This window comes from Novosphingobium sp. (assembly GCF_025351285.1).
GTDB lineage: Bacteria > Pseudomonadota > Alphaproteobacteria > Sphingomonadales > Sphingomonadaceae > Novosphingobium.
Genome location: NZ_JANXWG010000082.1, coordinates 62227 through 79935, shown reverse-complemented (window position 1 = coordinate 79935; position 17709 = coordinate 62227). Strand labels below are relative to the sequence as shown.

Below are 17709 nucleotides of genomic sequence, written 5' to 3'. Positions count from 1 at the left end.
TTCATGGCCAAACCCGCAGTTCGCAACCTGATCCGCGCCATCCTTCTGACTGCGGCCCTTCCCATGACTGCGGTGGCGGCGGCGCCAGCCGATGTTCCGGGCGCCGACGCAGCCATCGCGGCACGCCAGACGGGCTTCAAGAAAATGGGCGGCGCGATGAAGGCACTGAAACTCGAACTTCAGAACCCGGTTCCGGCGGCTTCGGTCATGATCGAATCAGCCACCACCATCGCCGAAGCTGCCGCGGGGCAGGGCAAGTTGTTTCCGGCGGGCAGCGGCATATCCGCCACCTTGAAAACCGCCGCCTTGCCCGCAATCTGGACCGATCGCGCGACATTCGACACGCAGATGGCAACATTGGTCACCGAATCGGCCAGGCTCGCCGTCGCAGCAAAGGCGGGAGACGTTGCCGCGATCAAGGCCCAGCAGGCTTCAACCGGGGCCGCGTGCGGCGCCTGCCACCGCCAGTTCCGCGCCGAAAGCTAAGCCGTACGTTCGGGCACGAGCAGGTTCAGCACGACCGCGACAAGCGCAGCGGGTAAAACACCCGACGTCAGCATGATTCGTAAAGTCTCGGGCAAGTGCGACACAGCCGCCGGCTCCAGTTCCAGCCCCACGCCGAGCGACAGCGCGGTCCCGAAGATCAGCATCGAACGCTGGGTCCAGGCGACGTTGGACAGGATCGACACCGCCGACGAAGCGACCATCCCGAACATCACGATCACCCCGCCGCCAAGGACCTCGATCGGGATCGTGGTGATCAGCGCACCGATCTTGGGGGCCAGCCCGCACATGATCAGGAACACCGCGCCGATCGTCACGACATGGCGGCTCATCACGCCGGTGATCGCGATCAACCCGATGTTCTGGCTGAACGAGGTGTTGGGCATCGCGCCGAACAGCGCGGCCACCGCGGTGCCCACCCCGTCGGCGCAAGTCGCGCCGACCAGTTCGCGGTCGGTCGCACGGCGGCCGGCGGTGCTCTCGCAGATCGCCGAGACCCCGCCGATCGATTCGATCGCCGAGATGAAGCCCATCAGGCAGAACCCCAGGATCGCGGCGGCTGAAAGTTCGAACCCGAAGTGGAACGGCGAGGGCAGCATCACCCACCCGGCACTCGCCACCGGCGCCAGTGTGATCCGGCCCATCAGCGCGGCGACCGTGTAGCCCGCAACCAGCCCGATCAGAACCGCCGCGCTCGACCAGATGCCGCGCGCGATGAAGCTCAGGCCCAGCGTCGTTGCAACCACCACGCCCGCCAGCAACCAGCTCGAACCTGCGCCGTACGCGGGGGTGCCCTGCGCGGGAATGCCGCCGGCCGCGTACTGCACGCCGATCCGCATCAGCGAAAAGCCGATCATCAGCACCACCAGCCCGGTCACCATCGGCGGCAATGCAAAGCGGATGCGGCCGACGAAGAAGCTGAGGGCAGTATGGAACAACCCGCCGATCATCGCCGCGGTCATCAGCGGGGCCATTGCTGCGACGCCGTGGCCCGAGACGATCGGGATCATCACCGGCAGGAACGCGAAGCTGGTCCCCTGCACCATCGGCAACCGCGCGCCGGCGGGGCCGAGGCCGATGGTCTGGATCAGCGTGGCGATCCCGGCGGACACCATCGACATCTGGATCATGTAGATCAGGTTCGACGGATCGGGTGAGCCGAAGCCGAATCCGGTGGCGCCCGCGACGATGATCGGCGGAGTGAGGTTGCTGACGAACATCGCCAGCACGTGCTGGATGCCAAGCGGGATCGCGACCGCGAAACCGGGAAAATAGTCGGGATCGCGCGCTTGCTCGGCGGTCATGGTTGGCGATTTCACAGCAGCGCCTTCAAGCGATCGAGCGAGCGGCTGGCGGCGCGGCGGGCTTCGGCGCGACGGACCTGGACCAAATCGCCGCCGAGAACGACTGCGCGCCCCTCCACAAACAGATCGCGCACGCCGGGGGGCGGAGCGAGCACCAATGCCGCGACCAGGTCCCACGATCCGAGCGAGGCCACGTCGGCCATGTCCCAGATTGCGATATCGGCGCGCATTCCTGGCTGGAGCACGCCGCAGTCGCTCCGGCCCAGCACTTGCGCACCGCCGCGTGTGGCGAGGAACAGCGCATCGCGCGGATCGAACGCCGCTGCTCCGCCCAGCGCGCGTTGCAGCAACATCGCCTGCCGAGCCTCGCCCAGCAGGTTGCCGCTGTCGTTGGAGGCCGATCCGTCGACGCCGATCCCCAGGGGCACCCCCGCGGCCAGCATCGCGGCCAGCGGCGCGATGCCCGAGCCGAGCCGGCAGTTCGAGCTGGGGCAATGCGCGATGCCGGTGCGAGTGCGCGCGAACAGCGCGATTTCGGACGGGTCGAGCTGGACGCAATGCGCGTGCCACACATCCGGCCCGGTCCAGCCAAGGCTTTCGGCGTATTCGCCCGGTCGGCAGCCGAAACGTTCGAGCGAGAAGACCACGTCGTCGGCGTCCTCGGCAAGGTGCGTGTGCAGCATCACGCCCTTGTCGCGTGCGAGCAGGGCAGAATCGCGCATCAACCCCCGGCTCACCGAGAACGGCGAACAAGGCGCCACGCCCACCCGCACCATCGCGCCGTCATTTGCCCCGTGATAGCGATCGATCACGCGGATCGTGTCGGCCAGGATTTCCGGCTCGCGTTCGACCAGGCTGTCGGGGGGCAGGCCGCCCTTGCTTTCGCCCACGCTCATGCTGCCGCGCGTGGCGTGGAAGCGGAGGCCCACGCCTTGCGCGGCGGCGATCGAGTCGTCGAGCGTGACGCCGTTAGGGAACAAGTAAAGGTGGTCCGAACTCATCGAGCAGCCCGCAAGGGCCAGTTCGGCCAAACCGAGTTGCGTAGCGGCGAAGACGTCCTCGGGCCGGTACTGCCCCCAGATCGGGTAGAGCCGTTTCAGCCAGCCGAACAACGGCGCATTGATCGCGCCGGGCAGCGCGCGGGTAAGCGACTGAAACAGATGGTGGTGCGTGTTGACCAGGCCCGGGGTGACCACGCAGCCGGCCGCATCGAACACGCTGTCAGCGGTTTCGCGCAGTGTCGCCAGGTCTTCGCGCGGGCCGACTGCCTCGATCACGCCACCACGAAAAGCGATGGAGCCATGGGCAATCTCACGCCGGGCATCGTCCATGCAAACCACGACATCGGCATTGTCGATCAGGGTCAGAGACATGCGTGCGCATTCATCCCGGCACGACCTTGCCGTAGCGGTCCCAATGCCAGAGCAGTTCGTCGATCACTTTCGAGCCGACGAGGTAAAGGCTTTCGAGCGAGGCGCGCAGGCCAGAATAGCCCTCGTTCTCGCGCAGCAGGTTTTCGGCGGCGCTCACCCCGGGCGGTGGCATCGTGTAATTGCTGCCCGCGCGCAGCACCATGAAGCGCCGCTTGTCGACCTTGCCGATGCGGTCGAGATAAAGGATCGACTGGTACGTGCCGGTCTCCTCCATCGCTGAGGTGACGAAGGTGCCCTTGCCCTCGGTCCAGTATGTGACCCAATCTTCGGCCCAGTCGGTCATCAGCTTGCCGTGCCAGAAGGTCAGCGCGGCCAGTTGATCGCCCTTGAGCACGAAGGGCGGGCGCTGCGCTTCGGGAAAGCCGGTGAAGCGCGCGCGTTCGGCGGCGATCGAAGGATTGTCGGGCAGCGTGACGTTGCTGGTCAGCGCGAAGGCCCAGTCACGCAAAGCCCCGTTGATCTCGAACACTTCTCCGGTCGGGTGGGGCGAGCGCGGGTCGTTGGGGCCTTGGCGGTCGCGCGGGAAATAGCCGTATTTCCAGTCGGCCGGGATTTCGCGCGGGTCGATCTCGTGCGCCAGGTCGCCATCGACGAGATAGCGCGCCCAGGCCGCAGACCCGATCGAGGCGTGGTGCGGATCGATCCCGGCGATGCCCGCAACCAGGAAATAGGCATGCGACAGGTCGAAGCGCGGATCGAGCCCGAGCGCCATTGTGGCGGCGGCCGAACGGATATTGCCGATGCCCGTCACCATCCCCAGAATATGGCTCTGCGGGTTGTAGTAAAGGTCGTGGTACGATTGCGGAAAGGGAATGCGCGTGTCGAGGTGACGGCGTTCCTTCCACAACTGGAATTCGCCCGGCGCGTCGCCGGTGTCCTTGCCGATCTCGAACATCGTGACGATAACAATGCGGACTTGCAGCGGTTTCGCGGCGGGCCGGGCTTGCGCCCCGCCGTGGACGGTCAGACCGGTCAGCGCCGCCAAGATCATCGCGACGCGTATCATGAAGCGCATTGGCAAGCCCATTTCCGCCTAAAGCAGCAAAGGAGCGCCGGCACTATGCCGACGCTCCTTTGCCAGGGATCAGAACTTGTAGCTGACGGTAGCCTGGAAGCTGCGCGGCTTTTCAGGCAGGACGATCGTGCTGCCGAACAGTTCGGTGAAGTTGGCACGATAGTACGTCGCGTTGGTGGCGTTCTTCACGACCACCCGGAACAGGAACGGACCGGTCTTGTACGATGCCCCAAGGTCGACCAGCGTATAGGCCGGCAACTTCACAACCCGCGATTGGCCGGAGAACACCGAGTCCACCTTCACCACGCTGGCGCTGAGCGCGATGCCGTTGTCGAACGCGTAAGTGGCTGTTCCTGAAACCAGATTGGTCGGGATACCCTGCCGGCGCGAGGCTTCCTTGTTAGGGATCGGCACCAGGCCACCCGGCTGGCCGCCCAGGAACAGCGCAGGATTGGTGACATTGATCAGGTCCTGGATGCCGAAGAAGCTGAAGGTCGACCCGGCATCGAAGAATGTCAGGTTATAGACCTTGGTGCGGGTGTAGGCGCCGGTCAGCAGCAGGTGCCGATCGACCGACCAGCGGAATTCGGCTTCGAGGCCGTTGGTCTGCACCGACTGGTTGACGGTCGATGACTGGATGTTGTGATCGACACGCTCCTGCCGGTAAACCGACAGCGCGGCGTAGAGCTTGTTGCCCAGGAAGCTGCCCTTGATCCCGCCTTCGTATAGCCGCGAGGCGGTGATGAAGGTGCCGCCAACCGCATCGGCGGCCGCAATTTCAGAGCCTTGGCCTGCGATCACCGTTTCCTGGCGCGATACGGTTACGTAAGGAATGACGCCGAACGGCAGCTTGTACGAAGCGCTGCCGTTGTACGACCAGCCGCCCTTCCTGCCCTTGCCCGAGGGCAGGACGCCGGCCGAAACGCGCAGCTTGTCGAGAATGTTGGTCGAATTGACCGAGATCGTATCGTAGCGCGCGCCCAACACCAGATCGAGCCCGAAGTTGAAATCGAGATCGGCCAGCCCGGCAAATCCGACATCGGTGTAGTGACCCTTGAGGTAATTCGAATAATTGCAGTTGCATTCGTTCGACAACAAGCGATCCGACAGCGGCGTGTAACCAACGGTCAGGTCAACACGGTGAAAATATTCGAAGTTGAAATCATCACCATGCTTGAAGCTTGTATAACGGATCGATGGTGATGCCTGTATCGAAAACTTGCCGATGTCATTCCGAAATATTTTCGACAGGACAAGCTTGTCTTCGATCACATAGGAATTGTGGAATTGTGAAAATCCGTAAGCGTTGTTGTTGACGTTATCGATGCCGTCATAAAACAACTGATTCTTGATTTCGAGATCATCGGCACCGGTGAAGATCACATCAAGATAGGCCGTCTTGGCCTTGTTTTGCAGGAAGTCGTTGGGGCCGGTCAGCACGTTCTTGCGGCTAAGCGTCGTGGTTCCGACGTTGGTCAGCGCAAGATTGGGAAAGCTGTTGGCAAAGCACGCGTTGGTGAACGATGCGGCGGACGTTGGAGACACGCCCGGCGTGCGGTCTGCGGCGGCGCAGCCGAACGTGCCGAACGGGTTGAAATTGCCCGCCGCCAGGAATTCGGCCGGCGAAACCTGACCGTCGCCGTTGGTGTCGACCGGCTTGGCGCTGCCGGTGATATAAGTGCCCTTGTCGACCAAAGCCTGCGTCAGCCGGTTCCAGCCGCCGTTCTGCTGGCCATCGTACTTCTGGTACATGCCGCCGAATTCGACGCGCACATTGTCGGTGATCTGGCTGTCGAATGCGGCCTGGAGCACGACATTGCGGGTGGACATGTTGCGGTAATAGCTGCCCGAATCCTCGACTTCGCCGTACAGGCTGTATCCCAGTTCGGCGCCGCCCAGCTTGAGCGGGCCGCGCACTTGCGCCTTGATCACGTTGTATTCCCAGCTCCCGCCGGTGTAGCTGATTTCACCTTCGGCATGGTCGAGCAGCGCGCCGCCCTTCACCCGCGCCGATTTGGGCACGAAGTTCATGTAGCCGCCGGTTTTCGACGGACCATAGATCGGCGATGCTGGGCCGCGCACGATGTCGATCCGGTCAGACGCCGCGATCGGGGTGGGGTAGTTGCCCGGATTGTCGAGCCGGCGCACGCCGCGGAAGTAGACTTCGCCCGGCGTGCCGCGGATGTCGAGCGCCCCTCCGACGCCGAAGAACGAGTTGGTGAACGTGCCTGGTGCCTGCGACACCAGATCGTAAATATCGGTCACGCCGAAGCGTTCGATCTGTTCGCTGCTGATGGTGGATGCCGAACGCGGGGTTTCCACCAAAGTCTTGCCGAAGCCGAAGATCGAGCCGACATCCTTGTTGGGCAGCGCGTTGAGCGAGCCGGTCACGACGATTTCGGGCTTTTCATCGGCAGCAGGCGCATCGGCGGGCGCTTCTGCCGGTGCAGCATCGGCAGCGCGTGCCGGCGAGACGATCGCCGAGCAACTGCAAAGGATTGCGGCAAAGGCCAGCGAACGCCTGCGGAAGCGGCTGCCGTCAAAGGATTTGTGCGCGGCGATCCGGTTGTTGAACTGTGTCATTGGCTTGGTAACCCCCCATGTTGAGTTGGTCGGGGGACCGCAGCAGCGTCTGCACACGCGCCGATTACGGGCCCTTTTCCCTTCTCTCCCGGTGGTCACAAAGTCTTGGCAACAAGCCTGTGCACTCGATTTCGAAGCGTAAGGACTTGACCACCCGCTATCAAATGCAATGAACTCGACAGACTGTTGCAAAAAATAGAGTGGCCCATGCCTGCATTTTCACGCTTCCTGCGCTATTTCATGACCGTTGGCCGGCTGGGCTCGATCCGCAAGGCGGCCGACCATCTCAACGTGTCCGCCTCGGCGATCGACCGGCAGATCCTGAACGTCGAGGCGGACCTGGGCATGCCGCTGTTCGAACGGCTGTCGACCGGGCTGCGGTTGACCGCGGCGGGTGAAATCATCATGGCCGCCGGCACCGGCTGGCAGAAGAACCTCGCCGAAGTCCGTTCGCAGATCGAAGCCTTGCGCGGATTGAAACGTGGCCATGTCGAAGTGGCGGTGATCGACGCGCTGTCCAAGGGCTACGTGCCACGCACGATCCATGCGCTGCGTGACCGCTATCCGGGCATCACGGTCAACGTGCGTGTGCTGAAAAACGATGCGGTGCGGCTGGCGATCACCGAAGGCGAAGTCGATTTCGGCATCTTTTTCGAACCACAAACGTTTCGCGGCATCACGGTCCGGGCGTTCGTCGATGTCGTGCTGGGCTTGCTGAGCACCCCCGGCCATCCGCTCGCCAACCAGCGCGAGGTTCGGTTTTCGGCGTGCGAGGGTTACCCGCTGATCGTGCCGGCCGATCCCTTGGCGGTGTGCCAGCAGGTGGCCGTGCTCGAAGGCATGACCGGGCTCTCGCTCGACAAGGCGGTTTCGTCGGACGATATCCAGATGATAGTGTCGCTGGTGCTCGAAGGGTTGGGGGTCGGCGTGCTGACCTCGCTCGACGTGATCACCGAGGTGCAGCGCAAGGCGCTGGCGTTCACCCGGATTTCCGATCCGATCCTGCGCCCGATGACGCTGGCGCTGTGCTCGTCGGCATCGCGCACGCCGTCCTATGCTGCCGGCGCCGCGCTGGCCGAATTCGAAAGCGGCTTTGCGCAACTGGGTTATCCTGCCTCGCTCGAGCCGGCGATTGTTCCGCCGATTGTTCCCGGCACGCAGACCGGCTAGCACGTCGTGAGCCCACAAAACGGAACATCGCCTTGAGCCATCCTGCCACCCCCGAACTGCACCCGATCTCCAACGACGACCTGGTCGCAGACGTCCTGACGGTGGCGCGATCCATCGCCAAAGACACCTGGCAGCCCGATTTCATCATCGGCATCGGCCGGGGCGGACTGGTTCCGGCAGTCTATATGTCGCACCGGCTGGCGGTGCCGATGCTGTCGATCGACCATTCGTCCAAAGTGCCGGGGTTTGCCGATGAACTGCTGGGCAAAGTTGCGCAGAAAAGCGCGGCTGGCACGCGGCTGCTGTTCGTGGATGACATCAACGATAGCGGCGGGACGATCGACTATATCCGGCGCCTGCTCGTCGAAAACGGCTGCGACAGCGCGAACTTGCGCTTTGCGGTGGTGATCACCAACACCCGCTCCAAGGTCTCGGTCGATTACTGGGCGCAGACAATCGACCGCGCGATCGACAAGCGCTGGTTCGTGTTCCCGTGGGAAGCGATGGCCACGGATGACCGGCTGGTCGAGGAAGCGCTGTCGGTGCCAGAACGGTTGGGCTGACGCGCCGGCCTCAGCGGCCGGATGTCTTGTGGGCGACCTCCCGCACCATCAGTGCCTCCAGCCGCGCCACGTCGACCGAGCGGACCACTTGTGCGCGCTGCTCGCCAAGGCCCGGCTGATACCCCGCGCGCCACGACAGGAAATCGCCATAGCCCGCGCTGAACTGCGTGTTGCAATCGATGTAGAGCGATTCCTGGCTGGTGACGATCGATGGATCGAGCCATACCCCAGCGGCGATCTCGTCCCAGATCGGCCAACCCTCGGGCAAGCCGGCGATAAACTTTGCCACCGCAGGGCTGGCTCCGTTGGCCAGTCGCTTGAGCAGATCAGGCGAAAGCTGCGTGGCGGTGGACGGATCTGCCGGCACCACGGTGATCGATCGCCATGGACTGCGCGCAACGATGCTCGCCGCCTCGGGATCGAACCGCAGGTTGAATTCGCGGCGCGGGCTGTTGCCGAATTCGCGCGCGAAATCGGCGGCCGAGCGGTTGTTCAGCACCTGGTGCGGGTTGAGGCTGCCCCCCATCATCACCAGTCCCTTGGCCAGCCGCGCAAACTGGGGATCGAGTCGCTGCGCCAGCGCCAGGTTGGTCAGCGGCCCGGTGGCCAGGATCGTCACTTCGCCGGGATAGCGATGGACCATGCGGATCAGGAAGTTGGCGGCAATCTCGGGCGATGGCTGGATCCTGGCGTTGCCGCCGGGCAGCACCACCGCATCATCGGGCCCATGGTACGCCGGCGCGGCCTGCGCGGTGGGTTCGACCCAGGCCTTCATCCACGCGCCCTTCCACACCAGCTTGCCGTAAAGTGCCTCCCACCGCTCGGTCAGCGCTTCGGAATTGACCAGCGGATACATCGCGCCCTGCACCACCGGAACATCGGTGCGCCCGGCAATCTCCACCCCGCGCAGCGCCAGCGCGGTGGCGCGATTGGCCCAGGCATTGCCCGAAACGGTGGTCACGCCCAGCACGTCGACATCGTCGGCGCCCAGCAGCATCAGGTGCATCAGCGCGAAGCCCTCGTCGTCGACGATCACTTTGCGGTGCGGCGTTTGAGCTTGCGATGCGCCAGCCGTGAACAGTGCGATACACAGGCAAAACAGGCGCACGATCCGCATCAATTTGCGGCCACAAAACTATCGAGCCGCGCGAGATGCGCGGCGACGGCCTCGGCGAGCAGGAACGATCCGGTAAAGCTGTTGCGCGCCAGCGTGGCAAGTTGCGCCTTGTCCAGCCCGCGCCCGCCCGCGACTGCTCGATAATTGTCCGCGACATAGCCGCCGAAATAGGCCGGATCGTCCGAATTGATCGTCACTTTCAAACCCAGTTCGAGCATCCGGTCGATCGGATGCGCGGCAATCTCGGGCACCACGCACAGCTTCACGTTCGACAGCGGGCAAACCGTCAGCGTCATCGCGCTATCCCGCAGCCGATCGACCAGCGCATCGTCCTCGAGCGCGCGATTGCCATGATCGAGCCGGTCTACGTGGAGCAGATCGAGCGCTTCCCAGACATAGGCTGGCGGCCCCTCCTCGCCGGCATGCGCCACGCAGCGCAGTCCTTTTGCAGCGGCAGCGGCGAACACCCGCGCGAACTTCTCGGGCGGGTGGCCCAGTTCGGACGAATCGAGCCCCACCGCAACGATCCGGTCGAGCCACGGCTCTGCCTCGGCCAGCGTGGCAAAGGCCTCACCCTCGCTCAAATGGCGCAGGAAGCTCAGGATCAGGCCGCTGGTCAGCCCGTGCCTGGCTTCGGCCACGGTCATGCCCGCCAGCAGGCCATCGACCACTTCGCCGATCGGCACGCCGCGCGCAGTGTGCGTCTGCGGATCGAACATGATCTCGGCGTGGACCACCCCGTCGGCGGCGGCGCGATCGAAGTAAGCGGTCGCCAGGTCCTGGAAATCGGCAGCGGTGCGCAGGACGGCGGCGCCGGCATAATAAATATCGAGGAAATCCTGGAGATTGCCGAACGCATAGGCGCGGCGCACTTCGTCGACCGAGCCATAAGGGATGGCAACGCCGTTGCGTCGGGCCAGCGCGAACATCAGTTCGGGTTCGAGGCTGCCTTCGATGTGCAAGTGCAGTTCGGCCTTGGGCAGGCCCACGATGAAGGTGTCGAGATCGGTCATCGCGCGGGGATAGGCGCGAGGGCTGGCGCCATCAAACAGAATGAACGCCACGCGGCGTTGCAAAAATGGTCGCAATTGCCAGCCTGAGGGTCTGCGATTACGCCCGCGCCATGCGCATCCTCCTTACCGGTTCGTCGGGCTGGCTCGGCCGTTTCCTCGCCCCGCAATTGCGGGAAGCCGGCCACCAGGTCACTGGGCTGGACGTCGTGGCGGGCCTCGACACGCAGATCATCGGTTCGGTTGCCGATCGCGCGGTGGTCGATCGGGCGATGGAAACGGGCATCGGCGCGGTGATCCACGCCGGGGCGCTCCACAAACCCGACATCGCCCGTTTCGACGAACAGGCATTCATCGAAGTGAACGTGACCGGCACGCGCAACCTGCTTGCCGCTGCCCGCGCCGCCGGTCACGACCGGTTCGTGTTCACATCGACAACCTCACTGATGATCAGCGCCACGATCCGCGCCGAACGTGGCGACGCGGCGGTGTGGCTCGATGAACAGGCCGGCCCGCTCGCCCCGCGCAACATCTACGGCGTGACCAAGCTGGCGGCCGAGGGCCTGTGCCGGCTTTACGCGGCCGAACACGGCTTGCCATGCGTGGTGCTGCGCACCGGCCGGTTCTTTCCCGAGGATGACGATACCCAAGGCAAACCAGCGGGCGAAAACCTCAAGGCCAACGAATTGCTCAACCGGCGGTTGACCGTCGAGGACGCGGCCGCCGCGCACGTCGCGGCACTGGAACGCGCGCCCGAACTGGGGTTCGACACCTTCGTCCTGTCCGCCCCCACTCCGTTTGTGCGCGCCGATGCGGCGGAATTGAAGCGCGATGCGGCAGCGGTGATCGCGCGGCTCTATCCCGATGCGCCCGCGCTTTATGCGGCGCGAGGTTGGACGCTGCCAGCGACGATCGGCCGGGTCTATGATGCCAGCCATGCCGAGCATCGGCTGGGCTTTCGTGCGCGCACCGATTTTGCCGCCGTGCTCGCCGCGTTGCGCAAAGGGCGCGCACTGCCGTTCGTGCACGACCCTTCGTACACCTCACCCAACCGGGCGCGCATCATCGGCTGACCGGCTCCAGGCCAGTTCACCCATCAGGTACGTGGCGGCGATCGCCCGGTCATCGCCCAGGATCTGGAGCGCGAATAATTGCTCTGCCAGGCTTGCACCGCGCGTGCGCCGCGCCAGCAAAGGCGTTGCAGCCGGATCGAGCACAATGAAATCGGCTTCCTGCCCCGGCTCCAGCGCGCCGACCCGGTCGGCGATATGCAGTAACGCGGCCCCGCCTGCCGTGGCCAGATAAAGCGCGCGGAATGGATCGAGCGCGTGGCGGCGTGCTTGTGCGGCCTGGTACGCAAGGCCGGCGGTGTGCAGCATCGACAAGCTCGTCCCCGCGCCCACATCACTGCCAAGGCCCAGCTTTACGCCATGCGCGGCGGCCTGCCCGAAATCGAACAACCCCGAACCCAGGAACAGGTTCGAACTCGGGCAAACGGCAATGCCCGCACCGCTCTGCGCCAGCCGGGTGCAACTGCGCGATGACAAGTGGATGCCATGCGCAAACACCGATCGCGCGCCGACCAGCCCGAACCGGTCATAAGCATCGAGGTAATCCAGCGAGTCGGTAAAACGCGCGGCGACGGCGGCGCATTCGTCCACGTTTTCGGCAAGGTGCGTATGCATCAGCACCTGCGGATGCGCTTCGAGCAGGGCGCCGGCCACGTGCAACTGCGCGTCGGACGAAGTCAGCGCAAAACGCGGTGTGATCGCGTAACCCAGCCGTCCGCGATCCTGCCAGCGCGCGATCAGCGCTTCGCTTTCGCTGCGGGCGAGTTCGGGCGTATCGGCCAGGCCCGGCGGCCCGAGATCCATCAGCACTTTGCCCGAGATAATCCGCATCCGCCGGTCCAGCGCCGCTTCGAACAATGCATCGACCGAATGCGCGTGGACCGTCGCGAACACCAGTGCGCTGGTCGTGCCGTTGCGCAGCAGCTCGTCGAGGAACAGCCCGGCCACGGCATCGGCATGCGCGCGGTCTGCGAACGCCTTTTCGGCCGGATAGATGTGCCGGTCGAGCCACTCCAGCAGTTGCGCGCCGTGCGAGGCGATGCGGTCGAACTGCGGATAATGGACATGCGCGTCGACGAAGCCGGGCACGATCAGCCCAGGCAGCTTCGTGGTCGTCAGCCCGCCAAAGCGCGGCGCGAGATCGGCACAAGCCCCACGCGCGACCACGATGCCGTCTTCGACCACCAGCAGCCCATCGCGCTCGTGCCGCACTGCTTGAGGATCGGTCGCCGGATCGCGCCCGACCGACAGCAGTTCGCCGCGAAACGCGATGATGGTCATGGCGCGCCCAGTTGCAGAAGCTGCACCAGCGTTCCGACGGCGATCACATCGGGCTCCTTGCCCGTCACCCCCGCAATCCCGATCGGCGAAGTCAGCCGCGCGCGGGCTTCCGCCGGGATTCCGTCGCTTTCGAGCCGCGACAGGAACCGTGCGCGCTTGGTGGCCGATCCGATCAGACCGACGAACGCGAGGTCGCCCCGGTCCAGTGCCGCCCGCACCAGCCGATAATCGAGGCCATGGTCATGGGTCAGGATGACCACCGCCGCGTCGTTGGGCGCATCGGCGACGCAAGCCTCGACGCTGTTCTCGGGCACGATCGCGACGCCGTCGATTGTAGCGAGGTCGGACCGCGTGTCGAACCACGCGAGCCGAAGTGGCAGACCGCTAGCGTGGCGCGCGATCGCCTGGCCGACGTGCCCCGCGCCGAACAGCCACACCGGGCGCCGTGTCCCAAGCGGTTCGACCAGGACCGCGCCCGCCTCCGGCCGATCGCCGCGCGCGGATGGCGGCGGCGCCAGCGGTGCCGCGCGCGGATCGGCGACGGTCGTGCGCACGATCCGGTCGGCCTCGAACCGCGAGACCAGCACCGCGCCCTCCAAGGCCTGATCGAGCCAGCCGAGCGTGTCGGGGTCGACATGCTCGACCAATAACCGCACCCGCCCGCCACAACACTGGCCCAGCAGCGGCCCTAGCGGATAGTCCTGCACGCGCCAGGTGCACGGCGGCAGCGCGAGTATCGCCCGCGCCTGCTCTACCGCGCGGTATTCGAGCTGACCGCCGCCGATTGTGCCGTGGAGCGCAGTGCCCATGACCAGCATCCGCGTGCCCGCCCCGCGCGGGGCCGAGCCTTCGGTGGCGAGCACGCTGACCATCGCCACCGGCTCGCGCCCGTCGATCTCGCGCAGGGCGGCCAGCCAGTCGCTCACGGTTCGCAATGCTCCGCGATCGCGCGCAAGATGTGCTCGGGCGTTGCCGGCGCATCAAGCGGGGGCAGGCGCCGCGTATCGGGTGCGGTCGCAGCGACCGCCTGAGTCAGCGCCGAGAACACCGAGATCGCCAGCATCAGCGGCGGTTCGCCCACGGCCTTCGAGCGGTTGATCGTCGGCGCCACGTTTTCGCCGTCCCACAAGTCGATGTTGAAGCGGCGCGGGCGATCGGATGCGGTCGGGATCTTGTAGGTCGCGGGCGAATGGGTGAGCAGCCGGCCCTTGTCGTCGAACACGAGTTGCTCGGTCGTCAGCCAGCCCTGGCCCTGGACGAAACCGCCCTCGATCTGCCCGCGATCGATGCCTGGATTGAGGGACCGACCGACGTCGTGGAGGATGTCGACGCCCAAGACCTTGTGCTCACCGGTCAGCGTGTCGATCGCCACTTCGGTCACCGCCGCACCGTAGGCGAAATAGTAGAACGGGCGGCCTTGGTGCGTGGCGCGGTCGTAGTGGATTTCCGGCGTGGCATAGAATCCGGTGGCGGAGAGCGATATCCGGCCGAAATGCGCGAGGCGGCAGAGCTTGTCGAAGGGCAGCACTTCTGCGCCGATGGCGACGCCTTCGGGGGTGAAACAGACATCGCCAGGCTCGCAACCCCGGATGCTTGCAAGAAATGCCGTCAGCCGATCGCGGATAGCCGTTGCAGCGCGGTGCGCGGCCATGCCGTTGAGATCGGCCCCCGCCGAGGCCGCGGTCGCCGATGTGTTGGGCACCTTGTCGGTGCGCGTCGCGGTGATCCGCACGCGCGACACCGGCACCGCGAACACGTCGGCGACCACTTGCGCAACCTTGATATAAAGCCCCTGGCCCATCTCGGTGCCGCCGTGATTGATCTGGATGCTGCCGTCGGCATAGACGTGGACCAACGCGCCGGCCTGGTTGAGGTGCGTGGTGGTGAAGCTGATCCCGAACTTGACCGGGGTCAGCGCGATGCCGCGTTTGAGTACCGGACTGCTTGCGTTGAACGAAGCGATCGCCGCCCGCCGCGCGTCGTACCCGGACGTTGCGCGCAACCGCGCGATCAGTTGCGGTGCGATGTTGTCGGTCACTGTCATGCCATAAGGCGTCACGTCCCGGCCCGGCCCGTAAAGGTTGGCGCACCGCACCTCGATCGGGTCGAGCCCCAGTCGCGCGGCCACCTCATCGATCACGCGCTCGATCGCCAGCATCCCCTGCGGCCCGCCGAAGCCGCGGAAGGCGGTGGCCGAGACAGTGTTGGTCTTCAGCCGCTCGGACACGATCTCGATGTGGGGCAGCCAGTAGCAGTTGTCGGCGTGGAACATCGCGCGGTCGTTGATCGCTGGCGACAGGTCGACCGTGGCACCGCAGCGCGACGCCAGTTGCAGCCGCAGCGCGAGGATGTGCCCGACCTCATCGAACCCGACCTCGTAATCGACGCGAAATTCGTGGCGTTTGCCGGTGATCGCCATGTCGTCGTCGCGGTCGGCGCGGAATTTGGCGGGGCGGCCGGTCTTGGCGGCGACCAGCGCCGCCGCAGCCGCGAACAGCGCGGCCTGCGTTTCCTTGCCGCCGAACGCCCCGCCCATCCGGCGCACTTCGACCGTGACATCGGACGAAGGAAGACCGAGCATATGCGCGATCAGGTGTTGCACCTCGCTCGGGTGTTGCGTTGAACTGAGGACATGGATCTGGCCGTCTTCGCGGGGCGTGGCGGTGGCGATCTGGCCTTCGAGATAGAAGTGATCCTGCCCGCCGATCTCGAACCCGCTCGACAGGTGCAGCGGTGCAGCAGTCAGCGCCGAGGTGGCGTCACCGCGCGCCATCCGCTGGGTCGGTTCGATCAGCGAGGCGGCGGCGCGCGCATCGGCGATCGTCAAAGTCATGGGCAACGGTTCGTAGTCGATGCGGCCCATTGTAGCCGCCTTGCGCGCGGCGTTGCGGCTGGTTGCGGCGACCAGGAACACCGGCTGGCCCACGTTGATGACCTCGCCGGCGGCCAGCAGCCGGTCATCCCCGGCGACCGGGCTGACATCGTTGGCGCCGGGAATGTCCTGGGCCCTGAACACCGCGACCACGCCTTCGGCCTTGCGCACGGCCGCAAGGTCCATCGCCGCAATTCGCGCGTGGGCCATGCTGCTCTGTCCGAACGCCAGGTGCAGCATTCCAGCCGGTTCGGGCTCGTCGTCGATGTAGCGCGCAGCGCCGCTGACATGGAGCCGCGCGCTGTCGTGCGGGTGCGATGGCTTGGCCACCACCGCCAATGCGGGATCGGATTCAGCCATCGGTCGCTTCGAGCGCAAGGAGCGATGCGGACACACCTTGCGCTTCATGCCACAGCCGTAAAAGCAGGTTTGCGGCCGCTTTCAGCCGGTAGTCCGCCGATCCGCGTACATCGCTGAGCGGCGCGTAATCGGTGCGCAACGCCGCCGCCGCACGTTCGATCGAGGCGAGCGTGAACGGGGCGTCGGTCAGCGCCGCCTCACACGCGGTCGCGCGCCGTGGGGTCGCGGCCATACCGCCGAACGCGACGCTCGCCGATACGATGCGGCCATCGCGGACGGCCAGTTTGAACGCGCCGCACACCGCCGAGATGTCGCTGTCGAACCGGCGCGACAGCTTGGAAATATGCACGATGTCGTCCGGGCCGGGGCGAGGCACGTAGATCCGTTCAACGAATTCGCCCGCGCGTAGGTCCTGCTTGCCGTAGTCGAGGAAATAGTCCTCGATCGGCATCGATCGGGTGCCCGCAGCGCCGCGCAAAGTCAGCGTGGCGCCCAGTGCGATCAAGGCGGGCGGGCCGTCCCCGATCGGCGAACCGTTGGCCACATTGCCGCCGATCGTGGCCGAATTGCGCACCTGGAGCCCGCCGATGCGCCGGGTCAATTCGCCGAGCGCGGGGTGCAGCCGCACGAACGCCGCGTGCGCCTGGGCATAGCGAACGCCCGCGCCGATCGTCAGGCCTGCGGGGGTTTCTTCGATTGCGCGCAGTTCGCCGATATCGCCGATGAAGATCACGGTGCCGAGGTCGCGCAAGCCCTTGGTCACCCACAGCCCGACATCGGTCGCCCCCGCCACGATGCGTGCATCGGGATGCTGAGCGAGCAGGTCTGCCAGCGCGGCGTTCGTTCGCGGGACATACCAGCGCTGTTCACCGAACCGGCCGGCCACGGTTTCTGCCGGTTCGATCGACCTTAAAGCGGCCACGGTGGCGCTGTCGTCGCGCGCAACGGGTCCGAGCTTGTCGGCCGCGTCAAGGATCGGACCATAACCGGTGCAGCGGCACAAGTTGCCCGCCAGAACGTCAACGGCGGGCAGATCATGGCCCGCCGCGCCGATCCGCCGACCGTGCAGCGACATCACGAACCCCGGCGTGCAGAACCCGCATTGCGAACTGCCATTGGCCGCCATCAGTTCCTGCAGCGGATCGAGTGCGTCCGGCTTGCCAAGACTTTCCACCGTCAGCAGCGCCTTGCCGTGAAGCATCGGCAGAAACAGGATGCAGGCGTTGACCGAGCGCCAGGCAATGCCGTTGCAGTCCGTTTGCAGTTCGCCAACCAACACCGTGCAGGCGCCGCAATCGCCCTCGGCGCAACCTTCCATGGTGCCGGTCCGCCGCAGCACGGTGCGCAAGTATTCGAGCACGGTGGTGGTGGGCGCGATCTCGCCCGGCTCCACGACCGCACCGTCGAGAAGAAAGCGCAAGCCCACC

Annotated in this window: 14 protein-coding genes; 4 read left to right on the top strand and 10 right to left on the bottom strand. The window is 65.5% G+C overall.

All coding sequences use genetic code 11. The features are described 5' to 3' along the window. Positions 1-3: 3 nt before the first annotated feature. The gene (locus tag Q0R16_RS10015; protein ID WP_295635747.1) at positions 4-486 is read left to right on the top strand and encodes a cytochrome c; all 483 of its coding nucleotides are present in this window, start codon (positions 4-6) and stop codon (positions 484-486) included. On the opposite strand, the gene Q0R16_RS10010 is transcribed toward Q0R16_RS10015, so the two are convergent. The 4 genes from Q0R16_RS10010 to Q0R16_RS09995 all read right to left on the bottom strand — a co-directional run bounded on the left by Q0R16_RS10010 (position 483) and on the right by Q0R16_RS09995 (position 6839). Continuing rightward, a complete protein-coding gene (locus tag Q0R16_RS10010) occupies positions 483-1808 on the bottom strand; it encodes a nucleobase:cation symporter-2 family protein (protein ID WP_295635746.1) in 1326 nt (441 codons plus the stop codon). The genes Q0R16_RS10015 and Q0R16_RS10010 overlap by 4 nt on opposite strands. Before the next feature lie 11 nt (positions 1809-1819). Then, on the bottom strand, positions 1820-3181 hold the full coding sequence (locus Q0R16_RS10005; RefSeq protein ID WP_295635745.1) for an 8-oxoguanine deaminase: 1362 nt from the start codon (positions 3179-3181) through the stop codon (positions 1820-1822). Between the two features lie 10 nt (positions 3182-3191). After that, positions 3192-4247: a purine nucleoside permease gene (locus Q0R16_RS10000; RefSeq protein ID WP_295635744.1), complete on the bottom strand. Its 1056-nt coding sequence runs from the start codon at positions 4245-4247 to the stop codon at positions 3192-3194. Positions 4248-4325: 78 nt separating this feature from the next. Next, positions 4326-6839: a TonB-dependent receptor plug domain-containing protein gene (locus tag Q0R16_RS09995; RefSeq protein ID WP_295635743.1), complete on the bottom strand. Its 2514-nt coding sequence runs from the start codon at positions 6837-6839 to the stop codon at positions 4326-4328. A 207-nt stretch (positions 6840-7046) separates the two neighbouring features. Here Q0R16_RS09995 and Q0R16_RS09990 point away from each other — a divergent pair, with 207 nt between their 5' ends. After that, positions 7047-8009 (top strand): LysR family transcriptional regulator, encoded by a 963-nt coding sequence (locus Q0R16_RS09990; RefSeq protein ID WP_295635742.1) that lies wholly within the window; start codon positions 7047-7049, stop codon positions 8007-8009. Between the two features lie 32 nt (positions 8010-8041). After that, the gene (locus Q0R16_RS09985) at positions 8042-8572 is read left to right on the top strand and encodes a phosphoribosyltransferase family protein (RefSeq protein WP_295635741.1); all 531 of its coding nucleotides are present in this window, start codon (positions 8042-8044) and stop codon (positions 8570-8572) included. 10 nt (positions 8573-8582) lie between these two features. Here the strand turns inward: Q0R16_RS09985 and Q0R16_RS09980 are convergent, their stop codons facing one another. Both Q0R16_RS09980 and Q0R16_RS09975 read right to left on the bottom strand, forming a co-directional pair. Beyond that, positions 8583-9689: a nucleoside hydrolase gene (locus Q0R16_RS09980; protein ID WP_295635740.1), complete on the bottom strand. Its 1107-nt coding sequence runs from the start codon at positions 9687-9689 to the stop codon at positions 8583-8585. Beyond that, complete coding sequence (locus Q0R16_RS09975; protein ID WP_295635757.1) at positions 9689-10702, bottom strand: adenosine deaminase; 1014 nt, start codon at positions 10700-10702, stop codon at positions 9689-9691. The genes Q0R16_RS09980 and Q0R16_RS09975 overlap by 1 nt, the downstream gene beginning before the upstream one ends. 110 nt (positions 10703-10812) lie before the next feature. Between Q0R16_RS09975 and Q0R16_RS09970 the strand changes: the two genes are divergently transcribed. Next, the gene (locus Q0R16_RS09970; RefSeq protein ID WP_295635739.1) at positions 10813-11772 is read left to right on the top strand and encodes an NAD(P)-dependent oxidoreductase; all 960 of its coding nucleotides are present in this window, start codon (positions 10813-10815) and stop codon (positions 11770-11772) included. On the opposite strand, the gene guaD is transcribed toward Q0R16_RS09970, so the two are convergent. Genes guaD through xdhA form a run of 4 tightly spaced genes read right to left on the bottom strand, consistent with a single transcriptional unit; the run spans position 11743 to position 17708 of the window. Further along, positions 11743-13050, bottom strand: coding sequence for a guanine deaminase (gene guaD, locus Q0R16_RS09965; RefSeq protein ID WP_295635738.1), 1308 nt, complete (start codon positions 13048-13050; stop codon positions 11743-11745). The genes Q0R16_RS09970 and guaD overlap by 30 nt on opposite strands. Next, positions 13047-13976, bottom strand: coding sequence for a xanthine dehydrogenase accessory protein XdhC (gene xdhC, locus Q0R16_RS09960; protein WP_295635737.1), 930 nt, complete (start codon positions 13974-13976; stop codon positions 13047-13049). Before xdhC ends, guaD begins: the two co-directional genes overlap by 4 nt. Beyond that, entirely contained in the window at positions 13973-16282 is a 2310-nt protein-coding gene (xdhB, locus tag Q0R16_RS09955; protein ID WP_295635736.1) for a xanthine dehydrogenase molybdopterin binding subunit, read from the bottom strand. The genes xdhC and xdhB overlap by 4 nt, the downstream gene beginning before the upstream one ends. Continuing rightward, positions 16275-17708: a xanthine dehydrogenase small subunit gene (xdhA, locus tag Q0R16_RS09950; protein ID WP_295635735.1), complete on the bottom strand. Its 1434-nt coding sequence runs from the start codon at positions 17706-17708 to the stop codon at positions 16275-16277. Before xdhA ends, xdhB begins: the two co-directional genes overlap by 8 nt. Between the last annotated feature and the right edge of the window lies 1 nt (position 17709).